Here is a 21,000-nt window from a genome sequence, read left to right as displayed (position 1 = left end):
GGGGATAATAGTTATTTGTGCAGTAAAAATCTGAACAGATTGTGTTCAGATTTTCCTAATCACAGTAATGGATTAAGTAGCACAACAGCCATAAAAAAAGCGGGTCAGTTTCCTGACCCGCTTTTTTGTCGCCTTTAACCGATTAAATCAGCTTCAGCGAAATCCAGTACAGCCCGCCAGACAGCAGGATGGACGCCGGAAGGGTGAACACCCAGGCCATCAGAATGTTGGTTACGGTTTTGCGCTGCAGGCCGCCACCGTCAACAATCATGGTACCTGCCACGGACGAGGAGAGTACGTGGGTGGTGGATACCGGCATACCGGTGTAGCTCGCCAGACCGATAGACACTGCTGCCGTCATCTGCGCGGACATACCCTGCGCATAGGTCATGCCTTTCTTACCGATCTTCTCGCCGATGGTGGTCGCCACGCGGCGCCAGCCAATCATCGTACCGATACCGAGTGCCAGCGCGACCGCCATGATGATCCAGATTGGCGCGTACTCGATGGTGTTGAGCATATCGCCTTTCAGTTTCTTCAGGAGACGCTGGTCGTCAGCATTCACGTCTGGCAGCTTCGCCACTTTATCCGTCACATCAGAGATGCACAGCATAATGCGACGCAGCTGGCCACGCTGCTCAACGGTCAGTTTGTCATAGCTTTCGATATTGCCCAGCATGCCTTTGGCACGTTCCAGCGCGTTAATCGCGTTAGCCGGATGGCAGTGGAATTCGCCAGGCGCAGTCGTGGCACCGGCTTCCGGAGACGGGATTAACTGGTCAACGCCGGTCGCTTTTTTCAGCAGTTCAGGGTGCTGCTGGAAATAAGTTTCAACGTTGTTGACCGCATCGCGGGTACGGGTGATTTCGTAGCCGGAGGCGTTCATGTTAACCACGAAGCCTGCCGGAGCAACACCGATCAGTACCAGCATCACCAGACCAATGCCTTTCTGACCATCGTTCGCGCCGTGTGAGAAAGCCACGCCGATAGCGGAAATGATCAGGGCAATACGCGTCCAGAATGGCGGCTTTTTCTTGCCGTCTTTCTTTTCACGCTCTGCCGGCGTCAGGTGTATACGGGAGCGTTTTTTGGTATTGCTCCAGTAACGACGCAGGATGAAGATCAGCCCGCCCGCCACCACCAGACCCACGATAGGGGAGACGATGAGAGAGGCAAAGATCCCCAGTACTTTCGGGATATTTAACGCATCAACAACCGATGTACCGGTCATGAGGGCGTTGGTTAACCCGATACCGATAATCGCGCCGATGAGGGTGTGAGAACTGGATGCAGGCAGGCCGAAATACCAGGTACCGAGGTTCCAGATAATTGCAGCAAGCAGCATTGAGAACACCATAGCGAGGCCATGGCCAGAACTTACGTTAAGCAGCAGATCTGTTGGCAGCATATGCACAATCGCATACGCAACGCTCAGTCCGCCCAGGAGGACACCAAAAAAGTTAAATACCGCCGCCATAACAACCGCAAGCTGCGATCGCATTGCGCGAGTGTAGATAACCGTCGCTACTGCGTTTGCAGTGTCGTGGAAGCCGTTGATCGCTTCGTAAAACAGTACAAAAACCAGAGCAAGCAAGAGTAAAAGCCCGGTATGTAAATCCAGGCCGGCAAACAAATGTAGCATAGGACGTTACGCCATTTTGAGGACATGAACGCGGCGCATTATCCAGGACAAATGCGCAACGGGCAAAGTGAAATATAGACTTTTTTTGACATACCACCTGAATTGAGAAAAGTGCCTGAAAGGATATTCTTTAAATTTCAATGGAATGGCTTTGTAATATCTTTTTACGCTGGTGTGACCACAGAGGAAACTTTACAATCCGCGGCAGTTAACAAAGAGGGTTTTGACGTGGAAAGGTTTGATGCCGTGGTAATTGGCGCCGGTGCGGCGGGTATGTTTTGTGCGGCAATGGCCGGACAGGCGGGTCGTCGCGTGCTGCTGCTGGATAACGGTAAAAAGCCAGGCCGTAAGATCCTGATGTCCGGCGGCGGGCGCTGCAACTTTACTAACCTGTATGTTGAACCCGCGGCCTATTTGAGCCAAAACCGTCATTTTTGTAAATCTGCGCTGGCGCGTTATACCCAGTGGGACTTTATCGACCTGGTAGGAAAGCACGGTATCGCATGGCATGAGAAGACGCTGGGCCAGCTGTTCTGCGACGACTCCGCCCAGCAGATTGTCGATATGCTGGTGGCCGAGTGCGAGAAGGGCGGCGTGGTCATGCGCCTGCGCACCGAAGTGCTGGACGTTTCCCGCGATGACCAGGGCTACACGCTGCAGCTCAACGGTGAAACCGTCAGCGCCGATAATCTGGTGATTGCCAGCGGCGGCCTGTCTATGCCTGGGCTGGGCGCTTCCCCGTTCGGCTATAAAATCGCCGAGCAGTTTGGCCTGAAAGTCCTGCCTACGCGCGCCGGGCTGGTGCCGTTCACGCTGCATAAACCGCTTCTGGAACAGCTTCAGACGCTGTCTGGCGTGTCCGTTCCCGCCGTTATCACCGCCGAAGACGGCACGGTGTTTCGCGAAAACCTGCTCTTTACCCATCGCGGCCTCTCCGGCCCGGCGGTCCTGCAAATCTCCAGCTACTGGCAGCCGGGGGAGTTTGTCACGGTTAACCTGCTCCCCGATTGCGATCTGGATGCCTTCCTCAACGAGCAGCGTGCGGCGCACCCGAATCAGAGCCTGAAAAACACCCTGGCAATGCAGCTGCCGAAGCGTCTGGTAGAATGTTTGCAGGTGCTGGGGCAGATCCCCGACGTGTCGCTCAAGCAGCTTAACAGCCGCGAGCAGGAAACGCTGGTCGAGACGCTAACAAACTGGCGCGTGCAGCCAAACGGCACGGAAGGCTACCGCACGGCGGAAGTCACGCTGGGCGGAGTCGACACGAATGAACTCTCTTCCCGTACCATGGAAGCGCGGAACGTGCCGGGGCTCTACTTCATCGGTGAAGTGATGGACGTCACCGGCTGGCTCGGCGGGTACAACTTCCAGTGGGCCTGGGCAAGTGCCTGGGCGTGTGCTCAGGCGCTGGCAGAAGACAAGTGACATCAGCGTGCTGCCACTCGTCACGCTTGGCTTTACGAGCTGACGGAGGTGGCATCCGTCACGGCCAGAATATTGCCCGCGGCCACGGTCCCCATCTTGATGTATGACGCGGCGGTAACGCCGCCAATATGCGGTGAAATCACCACGTTTTCTACGGACTGCCAGAGGTGCGGCGCCGTCAGCGGCTCCTGGGTAAAGCTGTCCAGCGCTGCGCTGTGCAGCGTGCCATCCCGGAGCGCCGCCAGTAACGATTCACTGTGGATCAGTCCACCGCGTGCCGTATTGACCAGAATGGCGTTCCGCTTGCAGTGTGCGAGCGCCTCGCTATTGATCATTCCCCGATTCTCATCGGTTAGCGGACAGTGCAAAGAGATGACATCGGAACGGGAAAGAAGTCCGGTCAGCGTCTCTGCACGTTCGCACAGGGCAGGCATCGATTTAGCATAGGGATCGTAAGCCAGCACCTTCATGCCGAAGGCATGACCAATAGTTGCCACGCGCGAGCCGATAGCGCCCAATCCGATTAGCCCCAGGGTTAATCCCTCCAGCTCAATGGATTTATGCGTCGCCTTATCCCAGTGCCCGTCCCGCAGCCGCTTGTCCAGAGGCACCACGGACTTTGCGCAGGCGAGGATCAGCGCCCATGTATGTTCAGCCACTGCCGCCGCGTTTGCGCCTGGGGCCGCGCGGACGGCGATATTGCGCTCGACCGCTGCCGTCTGGTCTATCACATCGATCCCGCTTCCGTGCTTGGAAATAACCTGCAGAGCCGGGGCGGCATCCATGACTTTCGCGGTGATCCGGCCGTAACGAACCAGAATCGCCACGGGATTGTGTCGTTCACACAGCGCGATCAGGTCATCTTCTGTCGGCTGGCGGCCCGCAAACACCACCTCAAAGCCCTGCAGCATCACCATGGCCTGCTCCGCCAGGTCGCTTCCGGTAACCAGAATTACGTCTTTGCCCCCCATCACAGCGTCTCCCCGTCAGCTAACATACCTGCCTTACGAAGCGCGTCATCAAGCCAGTGTGGACGCAAATCGCCTTCACGGATGGCGGCAAGACGCCGGGTCTCCATCTCCAGCTTTTCTTTTGCCAGCGCGATAACCTGCTGAACCTCATCGCGCGGGATGACGACCACGCCGTCGATATCCGCGACAACCAGATCCCCTGCCTGAACCGTCGCCCCGGCGACTGAAATGGGATGATTAACCCGGCCAGAAATTAACTTTGTCGGGCCGCAGGGGTTCAGACCGGCAGAAAAGACAGGGTAGTGACCTTTGCTCAGGGAATCGGCGTCACGTACAGCACCGTCAATAATGATGCCCGCAATGCCGCTCGCCTGAGCCTGAGTGGCCATGATTTCGCCCAGCAGCGCGCAGCTCAGGTCGCCTTTGCCATCGACGACCAGGACATCGCCGGGTTGCGCAACCGCCATCGCGGCATGAATCGCCAGATTATCACCCGGACGGACTTCCACGGTGATGGCCGGACCCGCAACGGACATGTGAGGAGCCAGCGGTTTGATGCGGCCGTGAAGCGTACCGCGGCGACCGGCCACGTCGGCCAGAATGGCTGCCTGATACTCGGCAGCCCGACGAACGTCCTCGGCAGAAACGCGTTCGAACTGGCGATTAATCGGTTTTTTTTCAGAAACGGACATGAATGCCTCCATATTGTTTTACTAAGTACAACGCAGGTGTACAGAACAAAACAACTATAGCGGTGTTGCTTTCCTTTTAGCCAGACCCGAGGTGGCGTTTGTGATGTAAACACGAAGTGACTCACAAAATTTGAGGTACACTCACTGCCGGGCTAACAAGGAGATAATGATGGGGAATGAAGGCGTTGTAGCGGTTGAAAAAGCGCTGGCTTTACTGGATTGCTTCCGTCCTGGAGAGGAGAGCCTGACGCTGACCGCGCTGGCACAGCTGTCGGGTTATCACAAAACCACGGTTTACCGCTTGATGAATTCTCTTGAACGGATGAATTACGTCGTCAGGCATGAAGACGGCAATTATGCGCTTGGCCCACGTCTGCTTTACCTCGGCAAGCTGTATGAACAATCTTTCCATCTTTCGCGGGTGGTTCAGCCAGAGCTTCAGGCCTTATCCCTGGCGTCTCAGGAGAGCGCCAGCTGGTATGTGCTGGAGGGCGGGCAGCGCCTTTGCCTGTTTCGCGCGGAAGCGTCGCACGGCCTGCGACACAGCAATCTTCCCGGCAGCCAGTTCCCGCTCGATAATTCGGCCATCAGTAAGGTCTTGCGCCACTGGGGGCTCAATGAGAGCCTGCCGGAGGGCGACGCTGAACTCCCTTTCTACACGTCAGGCGCACGCGATCCCCACACCGCGGCGTTTGCGATGCCTGTCTTCGGCGTTCACGACAAGCTGGTTGCGGCGTTAGCCCTGACCGGCCCCATCTCACGGCTGACGGAAGATCGTCGTGAGAAGGAGATAGGCCCGTTGATGAAGGCGGCGGCCAGCCGTCTGTCGCAGAAAATGGGAGCCAGTAAGTCCTTCTGTCAGCAGTTCTTTGGTGAAACGAGCGACGCGGCGGAAGAAAATCTTTAAACGCAGAAGCGGGACATGTGTCCCGCTTCTGTCATCATGAATGTGTGACCTGTTTTTCGTGTAGCTGAGCGTTGCGGGCCTGCCGTCCCATAATGAGTACCGCGATACCCCCGGCCAGGCACAGCACGGCCAGCGGAAGCATAGCCAGCGTGTGGCTGCCCGTTTGCTCGCTGATCATGCCGTAGGCATTTACCATGACCGCCCCGCCAATCAGGTTCGCGATGGCGCCAATCGCGGCCAGCCCTGCCGCCGCCGAGGAGCTGCTCATCCAGCCGGACGCCAGCGCCCAGAAAGGCCCTTTCATCGAATACGCGCCCGTCAGGATAATGCTCAGGATCGCGAGAGTGGCAAAGAGCGAGACGCTGACAAAGGCAGCGAACACGCCGGCGGCAATCATGAACAGCGTCAGCGCAGTATGCCAGCGGCGTTCATTGGTGCGATCGGAGTGTCGTCCCCAGACAATCATCAGAACCGATGCCAGACCGTAAGGAATGGCGTTAAACAGACCGGTTTGCAGATTATCAAGATGGAAGGATTTCAGCAGCTGAGGAGACCAGACGCTAATAGTGGTGCCCGCGGACGATGCGCCCGCGTAAATCAGCGCCATCAGCCATATTTGACGATGCTTCAGCAGCTGCCACGTCGTCTGGTGTCCAATGTTCTTTTGCTGGCTACGCTCGGTCTCAAGGGTGGTTTCCAGCCACTTTTTCTGTTCATCGCTGAGCCATTTCGCCTGATGAGGGCGATCCCGGAGAATAAACCAGGCCGCAATACCCAGCAGCACCGCAGGTAAGCCTTCAATAATGAACAGCAGATGCCAGCCGCGAAGACCCAGCCAGCCATCCAGCGACAGTATCAATCCGGAAAGCGGGGAGCCGATGAAGTTAGCGAGCGGGATGGCAACCATAAAGGACGCAATAATGCGCGCGCGGTAGCGGGCAGGGATCCACCAGGTCAGATACAGCACGACGCCGGGGAAGAAGCCTGCTTCCGCTGCTCCGAGAAGAAAACGGACGATATAGAGCGACGTGGTGTTTTGAACCAGCGCCATGCCCATGGAGACGATGCCCCAGCTGATCATAATGCGCGGGATCCACAGCCGGGCGCCGACTTTCTGCATGGCCAGGTTGCTCGGCACCTCAAACAGGAAATAGGCCACGAAGTAGAGGCTGCTGGCGAAGCCAAACGCCGCTTTGCTGAGGCCAAGGTCCTCATTCATCTGCAGCGAAGCCATGCCGATATTCCCGCGATCGATAATGGAGACCAGGTAACTGACAATCAGAAACGGAAGAATACGCCAGATCACCTTCCGCATCGTCTCTCTTTCTATGTCCTCGGTGGCGGTCGCGCCGTTACGTAAATGTTCTGTCATTGTATCCTCGCAGGGTGTGTTCTTTGTTTTATTATGTACAACTTAGTTTTATTAAACAAAACCACTATAGCGACGGCGCGTTCTTTTTATCCAGTTAATGGAAGGTTTAAATGATGTAAATAAGAGGTGACTCACAGATAGTGCGCTGCGGATATCGCTCAAGGCTGCTGACCAGCCGCAAGCAGGACGTGCTGGCAGAGAAATAATCACGTAACGCAATTATTGCACCAACTTTTCCTCTCCCTTCGACTAAGCTTCGACCAGATGCCCCGCCGCGCTCGCGGGGCCATACTCCTTTTGGTCAGAGCACGTACCATGCAGCTACTCAGCATTATTATTTTGCTTACCCTAACCGTGGTCATTCATTCGCTGTGGATGTTTGGCGTTTTAAAATTCATCACGTTAGACGTCGATTCTGCGGTACGCATTGTTTTACGCAATGTCGGTATCGTGATCTCTATGATTTTCGCCCATCTTCTGGAGGCCGGGCTGTTTGCTGCCTTTTATTTTGTCATCGACGCGTTTAATGACTGGAACACCAGCTTCTACTTTTCGCTGGTCAGCTACGCGACGGTAGGGTACGGCGACGTCACGTTACCCCAGCACTGGCGGCTCATCGGCGGGGTGGAAGGACTGGTGGGCGCATTGATGGTAGGCTGGTCTGTGGCGGTTCTGGTCGCAGTGCTGCAGCGTTTGCGTGGCATGAGCGCCTAAACGGTAGATGTGCAATCCCCATCTGGTAAGGTAAAGTACACCCCTTACGCGGCCGTCGCGCTGCGGTTTTGAGGGTGGATGTGATAAACAGCCCACCCTTTTTCTCTGCTGGTTTACGCCAGCCTGCATGGTGCTGTGCTTTGCCTCTATAAAAGGGTTTTGTATGTCTGCTGCTCATCTCGGTTTCCCGACGGAAACCGTTGTTGTCTTTGTAGTGATGGCCGTTGGGGCGATGTTTATCGACCTCTTTATGCACCGTCACGATAAACCGATCTCGCTGAAAAGCGCCGCAATGTGGTCCCTCTTCTGGGTCATGATGGCGATGGCCTTCGCCGGGTTCCTGTACGTTCACCACGGCGCCGAGATGGCGAGCCTGTTCCTCACCGGTTATGCGCTGGAGGAGGTGCTCTCCGTCGATAACCTGTTTGTGATGATGGCGATCTTCGCCTGGTTCGGCGTGCCGGATAAGTACCGTCACCGCGTGCTCTACTGGGGCGTGCTGGGGGCGATTGTCTTCCGCGGTATTTTCGTGGCTATCGGCACCAGCCTGTTAAGTCTGGGGCCCTACGTCGAAGTGATTTTCGCGCTGGTCGTCGGCTGGACGGCGGTGATGATGCTGAGGCGCAATGAAGAGAGTGACGAAGTGGAAGATTACTCGGGTCATCTCGCCTATCGCCTGGTGAAACGCTTCTATCCGGTCTGGCCGAAAATCAGCAGCAACGCCTTTATTCTGACGCAGAAAGAGGTGGATGCGGAGCTTGAAAAGCCGGAAAACCAGGACGTGATGGTTGGGCGCGTGAAGAAGGCGAAGCGCTATGCGACCCCGCTGCTGCTCTGCGTGGCGGTGGTGGAACTCTCAGACGTGATGTTCGCGTTTGACTCCGTGCCGGCCATTATCGCCGTCAGCCGCGAGCCGCTGATTATCTACAGCGCCATGATGTTCGCTATTCTCGGCCTGCGTACCCTTTACTTCGTGCTGGAAGCGCTGAAGCAGTATCTGGTGCATCTCGAGAAAGCGGTGGTGCTGCTGCTGTTCTTCGTGGCGTTCAAGCTGGGGTTAAATGCCACCGATCACTTCTGGCATCACGGTTACAGCATTGGCGCGACCGCCAGCCTGTTTGTGGTATTGGGCGTGCTGGCGCTGGGAATTATTGCGAGCGTGATGTTCCCGGGGAAACGAGAAGCCTGATGTACCGCCCGGTGGCGCTTCGCTTACCGGGCCTACAGTTCGAATGTAGGCCGGGTAAGGCGCAGCCGCCACCCGGCAAAAAAGCTACTTGATGGGTGAATTGCGGCGCTTGCGCGGCGGGTGGAAGTGCCGCCAGTGCGGATCCTGCGCCGCCGCCAGCAGCTCGTGGTCGCCGCGGGTGTCTCCCCAGGCGCGCAGGTGATAGGCGTTCAGATCGCCATACAATTTTTCCAGCCTGGCCACCTTCTGGGCGCAGCGGCAGTTGTGGCCCGTGATGCGCCCCGTCAGCTTGCCGTCTTTCACTTCCAGCTGCGTGCCAATCAGCTTAATGCCCAGTTTGTCAGCCCACGGCTGAAGCACCAGCGCCGGAGACGCGGAACAGATGGTCACCTCCGCACCGGAATTCACCTCTGCCGCCACGGCCAGAACCCCTTCGGGGCGCATCAGCTTGCTCCAGTATTTTTCGCAAAACGCTTCCGCCTGCTGGCGCAACCAGCGTTCATCCACGCCCGTCAGGAACGTTTTGATCAGCACTTCCTTTAGCTCATCGCGCGTCAGCTTGCGACGCACGCAGTGGAGCGTGGGCAGCGCCATACGCACCAGACGGCCCGCGAAGTAGCGTTTCCCGAAGGCAAAGCGCAGGAAAGGAATAAAGCTGTCGTGGTGTGTTAACGTCCCATCAAAGTCAAAGACAGAGAGCACGCTGGATTTCGCCACCGTCTCGTCGGCAATCATATTGGTCATAAATACGTCTTAGCTGAAATACACATTCTGTGGATCAGTTTACCTGCTTTACCAGGACAGTCCTTACATCACCACCATTTTTTTCTCGATCTTGCGATCTCAAAGTGAGTCCATTTTTGGCCTCAATAAGAATTGGTGAAAAAACGATCTGTCTATATTATCGCCACATCGCACGATATTCAGGGGAACCCTTTGGCCCCACAGGTAAGGAAAAACTCACTCACTACTGCTTTCTTGATATGACTCTTAGATCGTTTATTTCAATCCTGACGTTAAGTTTTGCTTCGTTTTCTGCATTCAGTTTTCAACTCCCCGCGTCGATGCTATCGATGAACAGTGACCTGGCCGTCTCGCCAGCGAAATCTGCACTGATGCAACAGGATACGGGCCCGCTGCGCGCGCGCATCCTTGATCAATACCAAAAGTGGAAGGGGACCCAGTATCAGTGGGGCGGAACCACGCGCCGCGGGGTGGATTGCTCCGCGCTCATGCAGCACCTGTTCAGCGATGTGGCGCATCTTAACTTACCGCGCACGACCGGCGAGCAGATCCACCGCGGGGTGCAGGTGACGCAATACCGCCTGAGGCCCGGAGATCTGGTGTTCTTCCAGACGGGTCCGAACCGCAGGCATGTCGGCGTGTATATTGGCAATAGCCAGTTCATTCATGCCTCAAGCAGCCAGGGCGTCACGGTCTCAACCCTGACGGATGCTTACTGGCAGGCGCACTACATTACTGCCCGTCGGGTTGCAGGCAGTGCAGCCTGACAGCCTCAGATGATGTCATCTACCACGCCGCCATCGACGCGCAGCGCCGCGCCCGAGGTGGCGGAAGCCTGGGGTGAACAGACATAAATCACCATATTGGCCACCTCTTCTACCGTGGCCGCGCGCTGGATCACCGAGCTGGGGCGGTTGGCCATCACAAACTCTTTCGCCAGCTGCTCCAGCGATTTACCGGTTTTTTCGATTTCATCCTTCATCATCTCTGCGAAACCGTCCGACATCGTTGGCCCCGGCAAGACGCTGTTGACCGTCACGCCGCTTCCCGCCACGAACTTCGCCAGCCCGCGCGCCAGGGAGAGCTGCGCCGTTTTGGTCACGCCGTAGTGGATCATATCCGCCGGGATATTGCAGGCCGACTCGGAGGAGATAAACACCACCCGTCCCCAGCCCTTTTGCACCATGCCCGGCAGGAGGGCGCGGGAAAGACGCACGCCGGACATCACGTTGGTCTGCCAGTAACGCTCCCAGGTCTCATCGTCGGTGGCATAGAAATCCTGCGGGCCGTAAATCCCGGCGTTGTTAACCAGAATATCGACGTTATTCGCCACCTTCAGCAGCGACTCGACCCCTTCCGCCGTGCTGAGATCGGCAATCGCGGCGCGCACCTGCACGCCCGGCACCACCTGCTGCAGCTGCTGAATGCCTTTATTCACCGATTCCGTGCTGCGGCCATTGACGATCACCTCGGCACCGCTTTCTGCCAGCCCTCTGGCAATGGCGAACCCGATCCCGCCGGTTGAGGCGGTCACCAGCGCCACTTTCCCCGTAAAGTCGATTTTCATCATCCGCTCCTTATCGTTTTAACGTTCGGACCTTAAAGCGTAGCAGGTGAGGATGACGGCTCCTGGCTAAAAAGGCGCAGCAGCGTCTCCACCTGCTCGTCAAGCGGGGCGAGGGAGCGCTTAACAATCAGGTGAAGCGGCGTCGCTCTGCGTGCACCGTGGCTCAGCGGCAGGCGTTTCAGGATGCCTTGATCCAGCTGGGTCTGGATGCGTTCCTCTGGCAGCCAGCCGTAGCCGACCTGAGAGAGGACGGCCTCAATGGCGGCATCGATGGTGGAGAAGGTCCATGCCTCACCGGCCGCGCGCGCGGCGGGCTGGCTGTCCGCAATCTGAATGAGCGGCCACGGGCGTAGCATGTCGTCGTTAAGCGGCGCGTCGAGGTGAAAGAGAGGATGCTGATGGTGGGCCACGGCAACAAAGTCGATATTCATCAGCCATTCGCCGAGCCCGGTCATGTCCTGGCGGCGGGTGAGGACCATCACATCGGCTTCGTCGTTAATGGCATCGTCCCGGGTGTTTTCCAGCACCTCGGTGAGGCGTACCTGGGTTTGCGGATACTGCTGCTGGAACTGGCGCAGAATGGCAAACAGGCGGCGGCGAGGGAAAATGGAATCCACCACCAGATCCAGCCGCGTGCGCATTCCGTTGCGAAGGGTCGCTGCGCGCGTCTCAACGTACGAAAAGGCTTTCAGCAGCGGTTTCACCTGGTTGAGCAGCAGTTCTCCTGCCGGCGTTAACACCGCCCGTCGTCCTTCCGGCACCAGGAGGGTCACGCCCAGCCGCTCCTGCAGCAGCGACAGGTTATAGCTCACCGAAGACTGGCTGCGGTGGGTTTCTTCTGCGGCTTTGGCAAAGCTGCCCGCCTCAACCACTCTTTCCAGTAAAGACCATTGTTCCAGCGTCGTCTTATGCATAATTTATCTAAAATTTGGATGAATTTGATTAAAACATAGCGTTATTCATTCAATTTTTGAAGGGGTACGATCGTCTCATCAAAACAAAGGAGACATCTTATGAACACCTTCGACAAACACGACTTAAGCGGCTTCGTTGGCAAACACCTTGTTTATACCTACGACAACGGCTGGAACTACGAGATTTACGTCAAAAACGAGACGACCCTGGATTACCGTATTCACAGCGGTCTGGTGGCCAACCGTTGGGTGAAAGATCAGCAGGCTTACATCGTGCGGGTAGGGGAGAGCATCTATAAAATTTCCTGGACCGAGCCAACCGGCACCGACGTCAGCCTGATTGTGAACCTGGGCGACAAACTGTTCCACGGCACCATCTTCTTCCCGCGCTGGGTCATGAACAACCCGGAAAAAACCGTCTGCTTCCAGAACGATCATATTCCGCTGATGAACAGCTACCGAGATGCGGGCCCGGCGTATCCAACGGAAGTGATTGATGAATTTGCCACAATCACCTTTGTACGCGACTGCGGTGCCAATAATGAAAGCGTGATCGCCTGTGCGGCCAGTGAATTACCGAAAAACTTTCCAGATAACCTGTAATAAGCGCGACAATTAACTAAATAGAAAAGTTCCCGGCTATTTCATATTATTTTGAAATAGCCGGGATTTTTTTTGTTTGTTGAGGATTGGTTTAAATGTTTCCATTTCAAAATGTTGCGGAAGATCACATCAAAAATATTTAATATAAAATTAACTTGTTGTTTTTCAATTGGCTGCTAGTTGTCTTATAACGTTGTAAACGTTGTCTTAATTTTTCCCTAAGGAAAGAGAGCTACTTTGATATGAGTTTATGGTTCGTTGAAATAAGCGGGCTGGCATTTGGTTAATATCAAAAACATGCCATTTTGATTGCAAGGAAATTAATAATGAGTGATTTTCTGCCTTTTTCGCGGCCGTCGATGGGCGCTGAGGAAATTGCGGCGCTTCAGGACGTTTTGATGTCGGGCTGGATCACCACAGGGCCTAAGAATCAGCAACTTGAAGAGGCATTCTGTCAACTTACCGGGAATCAGCATGCGATTGCCCTCTGTTCCGCCACCGCGGGCATGCACGTTACGCTGATGGCGCTGGATATTGGCCCGGGCGATGAAGTTATTACCCCTTCCCAGACCTGGGTCTCCACGCTGAATATGATCGTATTGCTGGGCGCCACGCCGGTCATGATTGATGTGGATAAAGACACATTAATGGTGACGCCAGAAGCCGTGGAAGCCGCTATTACCCCGCGAACCAAAGCCATTATTCCCGTTCACTATGCCGGCGCGCCGTGTGATATCGACGCAATTCATGCCATCGGTGAACGTCACGGTATTCCGGTGATTGAAGATGCGGCCCATGCCGCCGGAACGTATTACAAAAACCGTCACGTGGGCTGGAAAGGAACGGCAATTTTCTCCTTCCACGCCATTAAAAACATGACCTGCGCGGAAGGCGGCCTGGTGGTTACCGATAACGCGCAGCTGGCACAGCGGATCCGCAGTCTGAAATTCCATGGCCTGGGCGTAGATGCCTATGATCGCCAGACGCACGGTCGCGCGCCGCAGGCGGAAGTGATCGCGCCGGGCTATAAATACAACCTGGCGGACATCAACGCCGCGCTGGCGCTGGTGCAGCTAGGCAAACTGAAAGAGGCCAACAGGCGCCGTGAGGAAATAGCGCAACGCTACCTGCGGGAGCTTGCCGATACGCCGTTCCAGCCGCTCACCATTCCATCATGGCCGCACGTGCACGCCTGGCACCTGTTTATTATTCGCGTGGATGAAGCGCGCTGCGGGATCTCACGCGACAACCTGATGGCGGCGCTGAAAGAGAAAGGCATCGGTACCGGCCTCCATTTCCGCGCGGCCCACACGCAAAAATACTACCGCGAGCGTTTTCCTGATGTATCGCTCCCGAATTCTGAATGGAATAGCGCACGTATTTGTTCTCTCCCTCTTTTCCCGGACATGACTCATGACGACACAACCCGCGTCATTACCGCACTCCATCAGCTTGCAGGACATTGATATGTTCAGTGCACCGCCTGTACAAAAAGTATCCGTGGTCATCCCGGTTTATAACGAGCAGGAGAGCCTGCCCGAACTGATCCGCCGCACAACGGCCGCCTGCGACACGATGGGCAAGGCCTACGAAATTCTGCTGGTGGATGATGGCAGTAGCGATAATTCCGCGATGATGATGACCGACGCCGCGCAGGCCGAAGGCAGCCACATCGTTGCCGTGCTGCTCAACCGTAACTACGGCCAGCACTCGGCGATTATGGCGGGGTTTAGCCACGTCACGGGCGATCTGATTATCACCCTGGACGCGGACCTGCAAAACCCGCCGGAAGAGATCCCGCGCCTGGTGGCCAAAGCCGACGAAGGCTATGACGTGGTCGGCACGGTCCGTCAGAATCGTCAGGACAGCCTGTTCCGCAAGCTGGCCTCGCGTACCATCAACCGTCTTATCCAGCGCACGACCGGTAAAGCGATGGGCGATTACGGCTGCATGCTGCGCGCCTACCGCCGCCATATTGTCGACGCCATGCTGCATTGCCATGAGCGCAGCACCTTCATTCCGATTCTGGCGAATACCTTTGCCCGTAAGGCAACGGAAATCCCGGTCCTGCACGCCGAGCGCGAGCACGGGGAGTCGAAGTACAGCTTTATGCGCCTCATCAACCTGATGTACGACCTCATCACCTGCCTGACCACCACGCCGCTGCGTCTGCTGAGCGTGTTCGGCAGCATCATCGCCGTGGCCGGTTTCGCGCTGTCCGTTCTGCTGGTGGTACTGCGCCTGGTCTTTGGCCCGCAGTGGGCGGCGGAAGGGGTCTTTATGCTCTTTGCCGTGCTGTTTATGTTCATCGGCGCCCAGTTTGTCGGGATGGGTCTCCTCGGTGAATACATTGGCCGTATCTATAACGACGTTCGCGCGCGTCCGCGCTACTTTATTCAACGTGTTGTCCGTCAGGAACACAAAGCATCTCAAGAGGAAATTCACCCATGAAAGCTGTTGTATTTGCCTATCACGATATGGGGTGCACGGGCACGCAGGCCCTGCTGGAAGCGGGCTATGACATTGCGGCAATTTTTACCCATCCGGACACGGCTGGAGAGAATAACTTTTTCGGCTCCGTTGCGCGTATCGCCGCCGAGCGTGGTATTCCGGTTTATGCGCCAGACGACGTCAACCACCCGCTGTGGGTGGAGCGCATCCGCGCCCTCGCGCCTGACGTCATCTTCTCGTTTTACTATCGCAACCTGCTCTCCGACGAGATCTTAGGCCTGGCTGCAAAAGGCGCCTTTAATCTTCATGGTTCTCTGCTGCCTGCCTACCGTGGCCGCGCCCCGCTGAACTGGGTGCTGGTGAACGGTGAAACGGAAACGGGCGTGACGCTGCACCGCATGGTACGCCGTGCGGATGCGGGCGCTATCGTGGCGCAGCAGAAGGTCGCTATTGATGCGGACGACACCGCGCTGCAGCTGCATCAAAAGCTGAACGCGACGGCACAGACGCTGCTGCGCGATGCGCTGCCGGGCATCCTTAACGGCACCTTCAGCGAGACCGCGCAGGACGAGAGCAAGGCAAGCTGCTTTGGCCGCCGCGCGCCGGAAGATGGTCGTCTGGACTGGAACAAACCGGCCCGCCAGCTGCACAACCTGGTGCGCGCCGTGACCGACCCGTGGCCGGGCGCCTACAGCTTTGCGGGCGTCAGCAAGTTCATCGTCTGGAAATCCCGCGTGCGTGACGACATTCCGGCGGCAAAACCGGGCACCGTCGTCTCCGTCTCCCCGCTGATTGTGAGCTGCGGCGAGCAGGCGCTGGAGATCGTTACCGGCCAAACCGACAACGGTCTGTACGTTCAGGGCACCCAGCTGGCGCAGTCGCTGGGGCTGGTGGCCGGGGCGCTGATCACCAGCGCGCCGGTGGTGGCCATCAAACGCCGTACCCGCGTGCTGATCCTCGGCGTGAACGGTTTTATCGGTAACCACCTGACCGAACGTCTGCTCAAAGACGATAACTACGAAATCTACGGCCTGGATATTGGCGCGGATGCGATCAGCCGTTTCCTCGACAACCCGCGCTTCCACTTCGTGGAAGGGGACATCAGCATCCACTCCGAGTGGATTGAATACCACATTAAGAAATGCGACGTGGTGCTGCCGCTGGTCGCCATTGCCACGCCAATCGAGTACACCCGTAACCCGCTGCGCGTGTTTGAGCTGGACTTCGAAGAGAACTTGAAGATCATCCGCGACTGCGTGAAATACGACAAGCGCATCATCTTCCCGTCCACCTCTGAAGTGTACGGCATGTGTACCGATAAGAACTTCGATGAAGACACCTCCAACCTGGTGGTCGGGCCGATCAATAAGCAGCGCTGGATTTACTCCGTCTCCAAACAGCTGCTGGACCGCGTGATTTGGGCCTACGGTGAGAAAGAGGGCCTGCGCTTTACCCTGTTCCGTCCGTTCAACTGGATGGGGCCACGTCTGGACAACCTGAACGCGGCGCGTATCGGCAGCTCCCGTGCGATCACCCAGCTGATCCTGAACCTGGTGGAAGGCTCGCCAATCAAGCTTATCGAAGGCGGGAAACAGAAACGCTGCTTTACGGATATCAGCGACGGTATCGAAGCGCTGTTCCGCATCATCGAAAACAAAGATAATCGCTGCAACGGTGAAATCATCAACATCGGCAACCCGGACAACGAAGCGAGCATTCGCGAGCTGGCCGAGATGCTGCTGGCCAGCTTTGAGCGCCACCCGCTGCGCGATAAATTCCCGCCGTTTGCCGGTTTCCGCGAAGTGGAAAGCAGCAGCTACTACGGTAAAGGGTATCAGGACGTTGAGCACCGTAAGCCAAGCATTCGCAATGCGAAGCGCTGCCTGAACTGGACGCCGACGGTGAAGATGGAACAGACCATTGATGAAACGCTTGATTTCTTCCTGCGCACCGTGGAGCTGTCGGAACAGGTCTCATGAAAAAAGTCGGTTTACGCATTGATGTCGACACCTTCAGGGGAACGCGTGACGGCGTACCCAAACTGCTGGAACTGCTGAGCAAGCACGGCGTGCGCTCCAGCATTTTCTTCAGCGTGGGGCCTGACAACATGGGACGCCATTTATGGCGTCTGGTTAAACCGGCATTTCTGTTCAAAATGCTGCGCTCGCGCGCAGCATCCCTCTACGGCTGGGATATTTTGCTGGCCGGCACCGCCTGGCCCGGCAGACGCATCGGCGCGGGTAATGAAGCGGTTATCCGTGAGGCGGCGCAACATCATGAGGTGGGTCTGCACGCCTGGGATCACCATGCATGGCAAGCCTGGGCGGGCGTCTGGGATATCCCGCGCCTGTCCCGTGAGGTCGAGCGTGGGATGCTGGAGCTGGAGGCCATTATCGGTCAGCCCGTGCGCTGCTCCGCCGTGGCGGGATGGCGTGCGGATCAGCGCGTCGTGAAGGCCAAAGAAGCCTTTGCGTTTCGCTACAACAGCGATTGCCGCGGAACCGGGCCCTTTTTGCCGCTGTTGGGCGAAAATCGCTACGGTACGGTGCAAATTCCGGTCACGCTTCCCACCTGGGATGAAGTGGTCGGGCGCGAGGTGAAAGCTGATGAGTTCAATCGCTACATCCTGGACCGCATTCATCGTGACGCCGGTACGCCGGTGTATACCATCCATGCCGAAGTGGAAGGGATTGCGTATCAGCATGATTTCGACGAACTGCTGACGATGGCCGCTCAGGAAGGCATTGCGTTTTGCCCGTTAAGCGAGCTGCTGCCAGACGACCTCAGCACCCTGCCCGTGGGCAAAGTGGTCCGTAATGAACTGGCTGGCCGGGAAGGCTGGCTTGGCTATCAACAAACCGTGAGTCCGGTCCAATGAAAACAGCCCGTTATGGCTTAGCGCTTCTCGCACTGTTTATCGTTTACTACCTCATCCCGGTTGATATCCGCCTGCTTTGGCAGCCTGATGAAACGCGCTATGCGGAAATCAGCCGCGAAATGCTGGCCTCCGGAGACTGGGTTGTCCCGCATTTTTTGGGGCTGCGTTACTTTGAAAAGCCGATTGCCGGCTACTGGATCAACAGCATCGGGCAGATGCTGTTCGGGCACACGAACCTCGCCGTGCGCGCCGGGTCTATCTTCTCCACCGGTGTAGCGGCGCTGCTGGTCATCTGGATGGCCTGGCGTCTCTGGCGGGATAAGCGGACAGCCATTTTCTCCGGCCTGATCTTCCTGACCCTGTTCCTGGTGTATGGCATCGGCACGTATGCGGTGCTGGATCCCATCATCACCCTGTGGCTGGTGGCGGCGATGTGCAGCTTCTGGCTGGCGTCACAGGCCCAGACCGTTGCCGGAAAAGCGGGGGGCTATGTGCTGCTTGGGCTGGCCTGCGGGATGGGGGTGATGACCAAAGGCTTCCTGGCGCTGGCGGTACCGGTGATTGGCGTGCTGCCGTGGGTGATCGCCCAGAAGCGCTGGAAAGAGGTGCTGATTTTTGGCTGGCTCGCGATCCTGAGCTGCGTGCTGATTGTTCTGCCATGGGGGCTGGCGATTGCGCAGCGTGAGCCTGACTTCTGGCGTTACTTCTTCTGGGTTGAGCATATTCAGCGTTTTGCCCAGAGCGACGCGCAGCACAAAGCCCCGTTCTGGTACTACGTGCCGTTCCTGATCGCGGGTAGCCTGCCGTGGCTGGCGCTGCTGCCCGGTGCGTTTCGTCTCGGATGGAATGACAGACAAAACGCGGGCGGCGGGTTCTATCTGCTGGGTTGGGTGATAATGCCGCTGCTGTTCTTCAGCATCGCCAAAGGCAAGCTGCCGACCTATATCCTGCCGTGCTTTGCCCCGCTGGCGATCCTGATGGCGCGCTATGCCTGCCTCGCGGCGGAGAAGGGCGCCAGAGCGTTACGCATTAATGGCGGGATCAACCTGGCGTTTGGCGTTATCGGCATGGTGGCGGCGCTGGTGGTCTCCCCGTGGGGGTTCGCTAAGCATCCGGTCTGGTCCTCGGTTGAACTGTATAAAGTGTTCTGCGCGGTGGTCGCGTTCCTCATCTGGGCCGCGGTCGGCTGGTTTACGTTCAGGCAGAGTCAGCAGCGCTGGTGGCTTGCGGCGCTCTGCCCTGCGGGCCTGGCGCTGCTGATCGGTTTTGCCATTCCTAACCTGGTGGTGGATTCCAAACAGCCGCAGTCGCTGGTCGACACCGTGCGCGAGCCGCTTCAGGACAGCCGATTTGTCTTGGCCAATAACGTGGGCCTGGCCGCTGGCCTGGCGTGGGAGCTGAAGCGCAATGACATCACGCTGTTTGGTCAGAGTGGCGAACTGCGCTACGGGCTGGATTATCCTGATGTGAAAGATCGTTTTGTCGGTAAAGATGACTTCGCGCAGTGGCTGGCTGAGCACCGTCAGCAGGGACGCGTATCGCTGGTGATTCTGCTATCAAAACGCGATGACCTTTCGCGGGCGAATTTGCCAGAACCGGACAGCCTGTATATCCAGGGCCGTCTGGCCTACCTGCAGTATCTGCCGAAGTGATGACCTGGATCTGGCTGATACTGGCAAGCCTGCTCAGCTGTGCAGGACAGCTGTGCCAGAAACAGGCTACCCGTCCGGCGAAAGCCGGGCGGCGTGGCGTGCATATCGCGCTGTGGCTTGGCCTGGCTCTGCTGGCGCTGGGCAGCGGGATGCTGGTCTGGGTGGTGGTGCTGCAGCGCCTGCCTGTCGGCATTGCCTACCCTATGCTGAGCCTCAATTTTGTCTGGGTGACGCTGGCGGCGAAGGTATTCTGGCGTGAAAACGTCGCCTTGCATCACTGGCTGGGGGTGGGGTTGATCATCATTGGGATTGTTATCCTGGGAGGGAGCCTGTGAAAGGGGCGTTCTGGGCCTTATGCAGCGTGCTGTTAGTCAGCGCCGCGCAGCTGCTGCTGCGCGAGGCCATGCAGGCTCTGCCTCCGGTCAGCGAGATTCTGACGTTTATTTCCGCGCTGTGGCACGTCTCGTCCGGCACGGGCGCGCTGCTGCTGGGGTTGATGGGGTATGTGGCTTCTATGGGCTGCTGGTACCTGGCGCTGCATCGCATGGCGCTCAGCAAAGCGTATGCCTTGCTGAGTCTTAGCTATATCCTGGTGTGGGGCGCCGCGATCCTGCTGCCGGGCTGGGGAGAAAGCTTCTCCTGGCACGGGCTGGTCGGCGTCGTGTTTATTATGTTGGGTGTACTGGTGATTTTCCTGCCCCGACGTGGATAATCGACTCGGTGGTCAGGGTGTAAGGGGTCGACGTACAAACGGCCAGGCTGAGTGAGCCGATCTGCACCTGGCTGACCGAGTGAGACGGCGCCGTGCTGTCGATGCTGACAATCTGCCATGCGCTACCGCCACGCTGTTTGATGATTGCCTCTTTTCGCGTCCAGATACGCCAGAAGGCGGCAAGCCGTTCCTCTGGCGCTTCGCGCTCAAGCTCATCATGCTCCGTCATGCTGAAGACGGCATTCGCTAACGCCTGCCAGTTCTTCCTGGGGCGAATCACTTCGATATCACAGCCGACTTCGCCTTCATCGCTCATCAGCAAGGCGATATCGTCACCGCTGTGGCTCAGGTTGAACCACAGCGGATGGCCCTCCGCAAAGGCCGGTTTCCCCTGCTCGCCGTAAATAATGTCGGGGAGCGGATGAGGGGATAACGCTCTGGCGAGCAGCATCCTGCCAGCCAGCCATGAGGCATTGCGAGCACCCTGAGGTGCGCTGTCTGCGAACGTTGACGCCAGCGGGTCCGCGCAAAGGGTGGATATTTTTCCCAGTACAAACTGGTACATAG

21 protein-coding genes are annotated in these 21,000 nt (G+C 57.3%); 13 read left to right on the top strand and 8 right to left on the bottom strand.

The window, feature by feature from the left end; translation table 11 throughout:
* Positions 1–142 precede the first annotated feature (142 nt).
* Entirely contained in the window at positions 143–1,642 is a 1,500-nt protein-coding gene (gene pitA, locus BFV67_RS20865) for an inorganic phosphate transporter PitA (protein WP_008503116.1), read from the bottom strand.
* Between the two features lie 228 nt (positions 1,643–1,870).
* Here pitA and BFV67_RS20860 point away from each other — a divergent pair, with 228 nt between their 5' ends.
* Entirely contained in the window at positions 1,871–3,067 is a 1,197-nt protein-coding gene (locus tag BFV67_RS20860) for a BaiN/RdsA family NAD(P)/FAD-dependent oxidoreductase (protein WP_023345061.1), read from the top strand.
* Positions 3,068–3,099: 32 nt separating this feature from the next.
* Here BFV67_RS20860 and BFV67_RS20855 read toward each other — a convergent pair whose 3' ends face one another.
* Together BFV67_RS20855 and BFV67_RS20850 are read right to left on the bottom strand one after the other, a co-directional pair.
* A complete protein-coding gene (locus tag BFV67_RS20855; protein WP_069598859.1) occupies positions 3,100–4,038 on the bottom strand; it encodes an NAD(P)-dependent oxidoreductase in 939 nt (312 codons plus the stop codon).
* Positions 4,038–4,730, bottom strand: coding sequence for an RraA family protein (locus BFV67_RS20850; RefSeq protein ID WP_023345059.1), 693 nt, complete (start codon positions 4,728–4,730; stop codon positions 4,038–4,040). The genes BFV67_RS20855 and BFV67_RS20850 overlap by 1 nt, the downstream gene beginning before the upstream one ends.
* Positions 4,731–4,899: 169 nt before the next feature.
* Between BFV67_RS20850 and BFV67_RS20845 the strand changes: the two genes are divergently transcribed.
* A complete protein-coding gene (locus BFV67_RS20845; protein ID WP_023294748.1) occupies positions 4,900–5,637 on the top strand; it encodes an IclR family transcriptional regulator in 738 nt (245 codons plus the stop codon).
* Between the two features lie 34 nt (positions 5,638–5,671).
* Here BFV67_RS20845 and BFV67_RS20840 read toward each other — a convergent pair whose 3' ends face one another.
* The gene (locus BFV67_RS20840) at positions 5,672–7,009 is read right to left on the bottom strand and encodes an MFS transporter (RefSeq protein ID WP_045336746.1); all 1,338 of its coding nucleotides are present in this window, start codon (positions 7,007–7,009) and stop codon (positions 5,672–5,674) included.
* Positions 7,010–7,324: 315 nt separating this feature from the next.
* Here BFV67_RS20840 and BFV67_RS20835 point away from each other — a divergent pair, with 315 nt between their 5' ends.
* Both BFV67_RS20835 and BFV67_RS20830 read left to right on the top strand, forming a co-directional pair.
* The gene (locus tag BFV67_RS20835) at positions 7,325–7,723 is read left to right on the top strand and encodes a potassium channel family protein (protein WP_008503110.1); all 399 of its coding nucleotides are present in this window, start codon (positions 7,325–7,327) and stop codon (positions 7,721–7,723) included.
* Positions 7,724–7,886: 163 nt separating this feature from the next.
* The gene (locus tag BFV67_RS20830; protein ID WP_008503109.1) at positions 7,887–8,912 is read left to right on the top strand and encodes a TerC/Alx family metal homeostasis membrane protein; all 1,026 of its coding nucleotides are present in this window, start codon (positions 7,887–7,889) and stop codon (positions 8,910–8,912) included.
* 84 nt (positions 8,913–8,996) lie between these two features.
* Here BFV67_RS20830 and BFV67_RS20825 read toward each other — a convergent pair whose 3' ends face one another.
* The gene (locus BFV67_RS20825; protein WP_084833302.1) at positions 8,997–9,656 is read right to left on the bottom strand and encodes an HAD family hydrolase; all 660 of its coding nucleotides are present in this window, start codon (positions 9,654–9,656) and stop codon (positions 8,997–8,999) included.
* A gap of 320 nt (positions 9,657–9,976) precedes the next feature.
* Here BFV67_RS20825 and BFV67_RS20820 point away from each other — a divergent pair, with 320 nt between their 5' ends.
* The gene (locus BFV67_RS20820; RefSeq protein ID WP_008503106.1) at positions 9,977–10,423 is read left to right on the top strand and encodes an NlpC/P60 family protein; all 447 of its coding nucleotides are present in this window, start codon (positions 9,977–9,979) and stop codon (positions 10,421–10,423) included.
* A gap of 5 nt (positions 10,424–10,428) precedes the next feature.
* Here BFV67_RS20820 and BFV67_RS20815 read toward each other — a convergent pair whose 3' ends face one another.
* Both BFV67_RS20815 and BFV67_RS20810 read right to left on the bottom strand, forming a co-directional pair.
* On the bottom strand, positions 10,429–11,223 hold the full coding sequence (locus BFV67_RS20815; protein ID WP_021242161.1) for an SDR family NAD(P)-dependent oxidoreductase: 795 nt from the start codon (positions 11,221–11,223) through the stop codon (positions 10,429–10,431).
* A 32-nt stretch (positions 11,224–11,255) separates the two neighbouring features.
* On the bottom strand, positions 11,256–12,137 hold the full coding sequence (locus BFV67_RS20810; protein ID WP_069598858.1) for a LysR family transcriptional regulator: 882 nt from the start codon (positions 12,135–12,137) through the stop codon (positions 11,256–11,258).
* Between the two features lie 99 nt (positions 12,138–12,236).
* Between BFV67_RS20810 and BFV67_RS20805 the strand changes: the two genes are divergently transcribed.
* The 8 genes from BFV67_RS20805 (at position 12,237) to arnF (ending at position 20,433) form a co-directional block, all read left to right on the top strand.
* A complete protein-coding gene (locus tag BFV67_RS20805; protein ID WP_008503103.1) occupies positions 12,237–12,740 on the top strand; it encodes a phenolic acid decarboxylase in 504 nt (167 codons plus the stop codon).
* Between the two features lie 326 nt (positions 12,741–13,066).
* On the top strand, positions 13,067–14,206 hold the full coding sequence (arnB, locus tag BFV67_RS20800) for a UDP-4-amino-4-deoxy-L-arabinose aminotransferase (protein WP_059362387.1): 1,140 nt from the start codon (positions 13,067–13,069) through the stop codon (positions 14,204–14,206).
* Between the two features lies 1 nt (position 14,207).
* Positions 14,208–15,191 carry an undecaprenyl-phosphate 4-deoxy-4-formamido-L-arabinose transferase gene (gene arnC / locus BFV67_RS20795; RefSeq protein WP_069598857.1) on the top strand — a complete coding sequence of 328 codons (984 nt, stop codon included), beginning with the start codon at positions 14,208–14,210 and terminating at the stop codon, positions 15,189–15,191.
* Positions 15,188–17,170: a bifunctional UDP-4-amino-4-deoxy-L-arabinose formyltransferase/UDP-glucuronic acid oxidase ArnA gene (arnA, locus tag BFV67_RS20790; RefSeq protein WP_008503100.1), complete on the top strand. Its 1,983-nt coding sequence runs from the start codon at positions 15,188–15,190 to the stop codon at positions 17,168–17,170. The genes arnC and arnA overlap by 4 nt, the downstream gene beginning before the upstream one ends.
* Positions 17,167–18,069, top strand: coding sequence for a 4-deoxy-4-formamido-L-arabinose-phosphoundecaprenol deformylase (arnD, locus tag BFV67_RS20785; protein ID WP_023294743.1), 903 nt, complete (start codon positions 17,167–17,169; stop codon positions 18,067–18,069). Before arnA ends, arnD begins: the two co-directional genes overlap by 4 nt.
* Positions 18,066–19,721: a lipid IV(A) 4-amino-4-deoxy-L-arabinosyltransferase gene (gene arnT / locus BFV67_RS20780; RefSeq protein ID WP_069598856.1), complete on the top strand. Its 1,656-nt coding sequence runs from the start codon at positions 18,066–18,068 to the stop codon at positions 19,719–19,721. The genes arnD and arnT overlap by 4 nt, the downstream gene beginning before the upstream one ends.
* Complete coding sequence (gene arnE, locus BFV67_RS20775) at positions 19,721–20,056, top strand: 4-amino-4-deoxy-L-arabinose-phosphoundecaprenol flippase subunit ArnE (RefSeq protein WP_069598855.1); 336 nt, start codon at positions 19,721–19,723, stop codon at positions 20,054–20,056. Before arnT ends, arnE begins: the two co-directional genes overlap by 1 nt.
* Positions 20,053–20,433, top strand: a complete 381-nt coding sequence (arnF, locus tag BFV67_RS20770) for a 4-amino-4-deoxy-L-arabinose-phosphoundecaprenol flippase subunit ArnF (protein ID WP_032675597.1) — start codon at positions 20,053–20,055, stop codon at positions 20,431–20,433. The genes arnE and arnF overlap by 4 nt, the downstream gene beginning before the upstream one ends.
* Here the strand turns inward: arnF and acpT are convergent.
* Positions 20,390–20,998, bottom strand: a complete 609-nt coding sequence (gene acpT / locus BFV67_RS20765) for a 4'-phosphopantetheinyl transferase AcpT (protein WP_021242167.1) — start codon at positions 20,996–20,998, stop codon at positions 20,390–20,392. The two genes, arnF and acpT, sit on opposite strands and share 44 nt — an antisense overlap.
* Between the last annotated feature and the right edge of the window lie 2 nt (positions 20,999–21,000).

It is taken from the genome of Enterobacter roggenkampii (assembly GCF_001729805.1).
Taxonomy (GTDB): Bacteria; Pseudomonadota; Gammaproteobacteria; order Enterobacterales; family Enterobacteriaceae; genus Enterobacter; species Enterobacter roggenkampii.
Note: the sequence above shows the minus strand (reverse complement) of the source record. Positions and strands in the feature narration are given on the sequence as shown.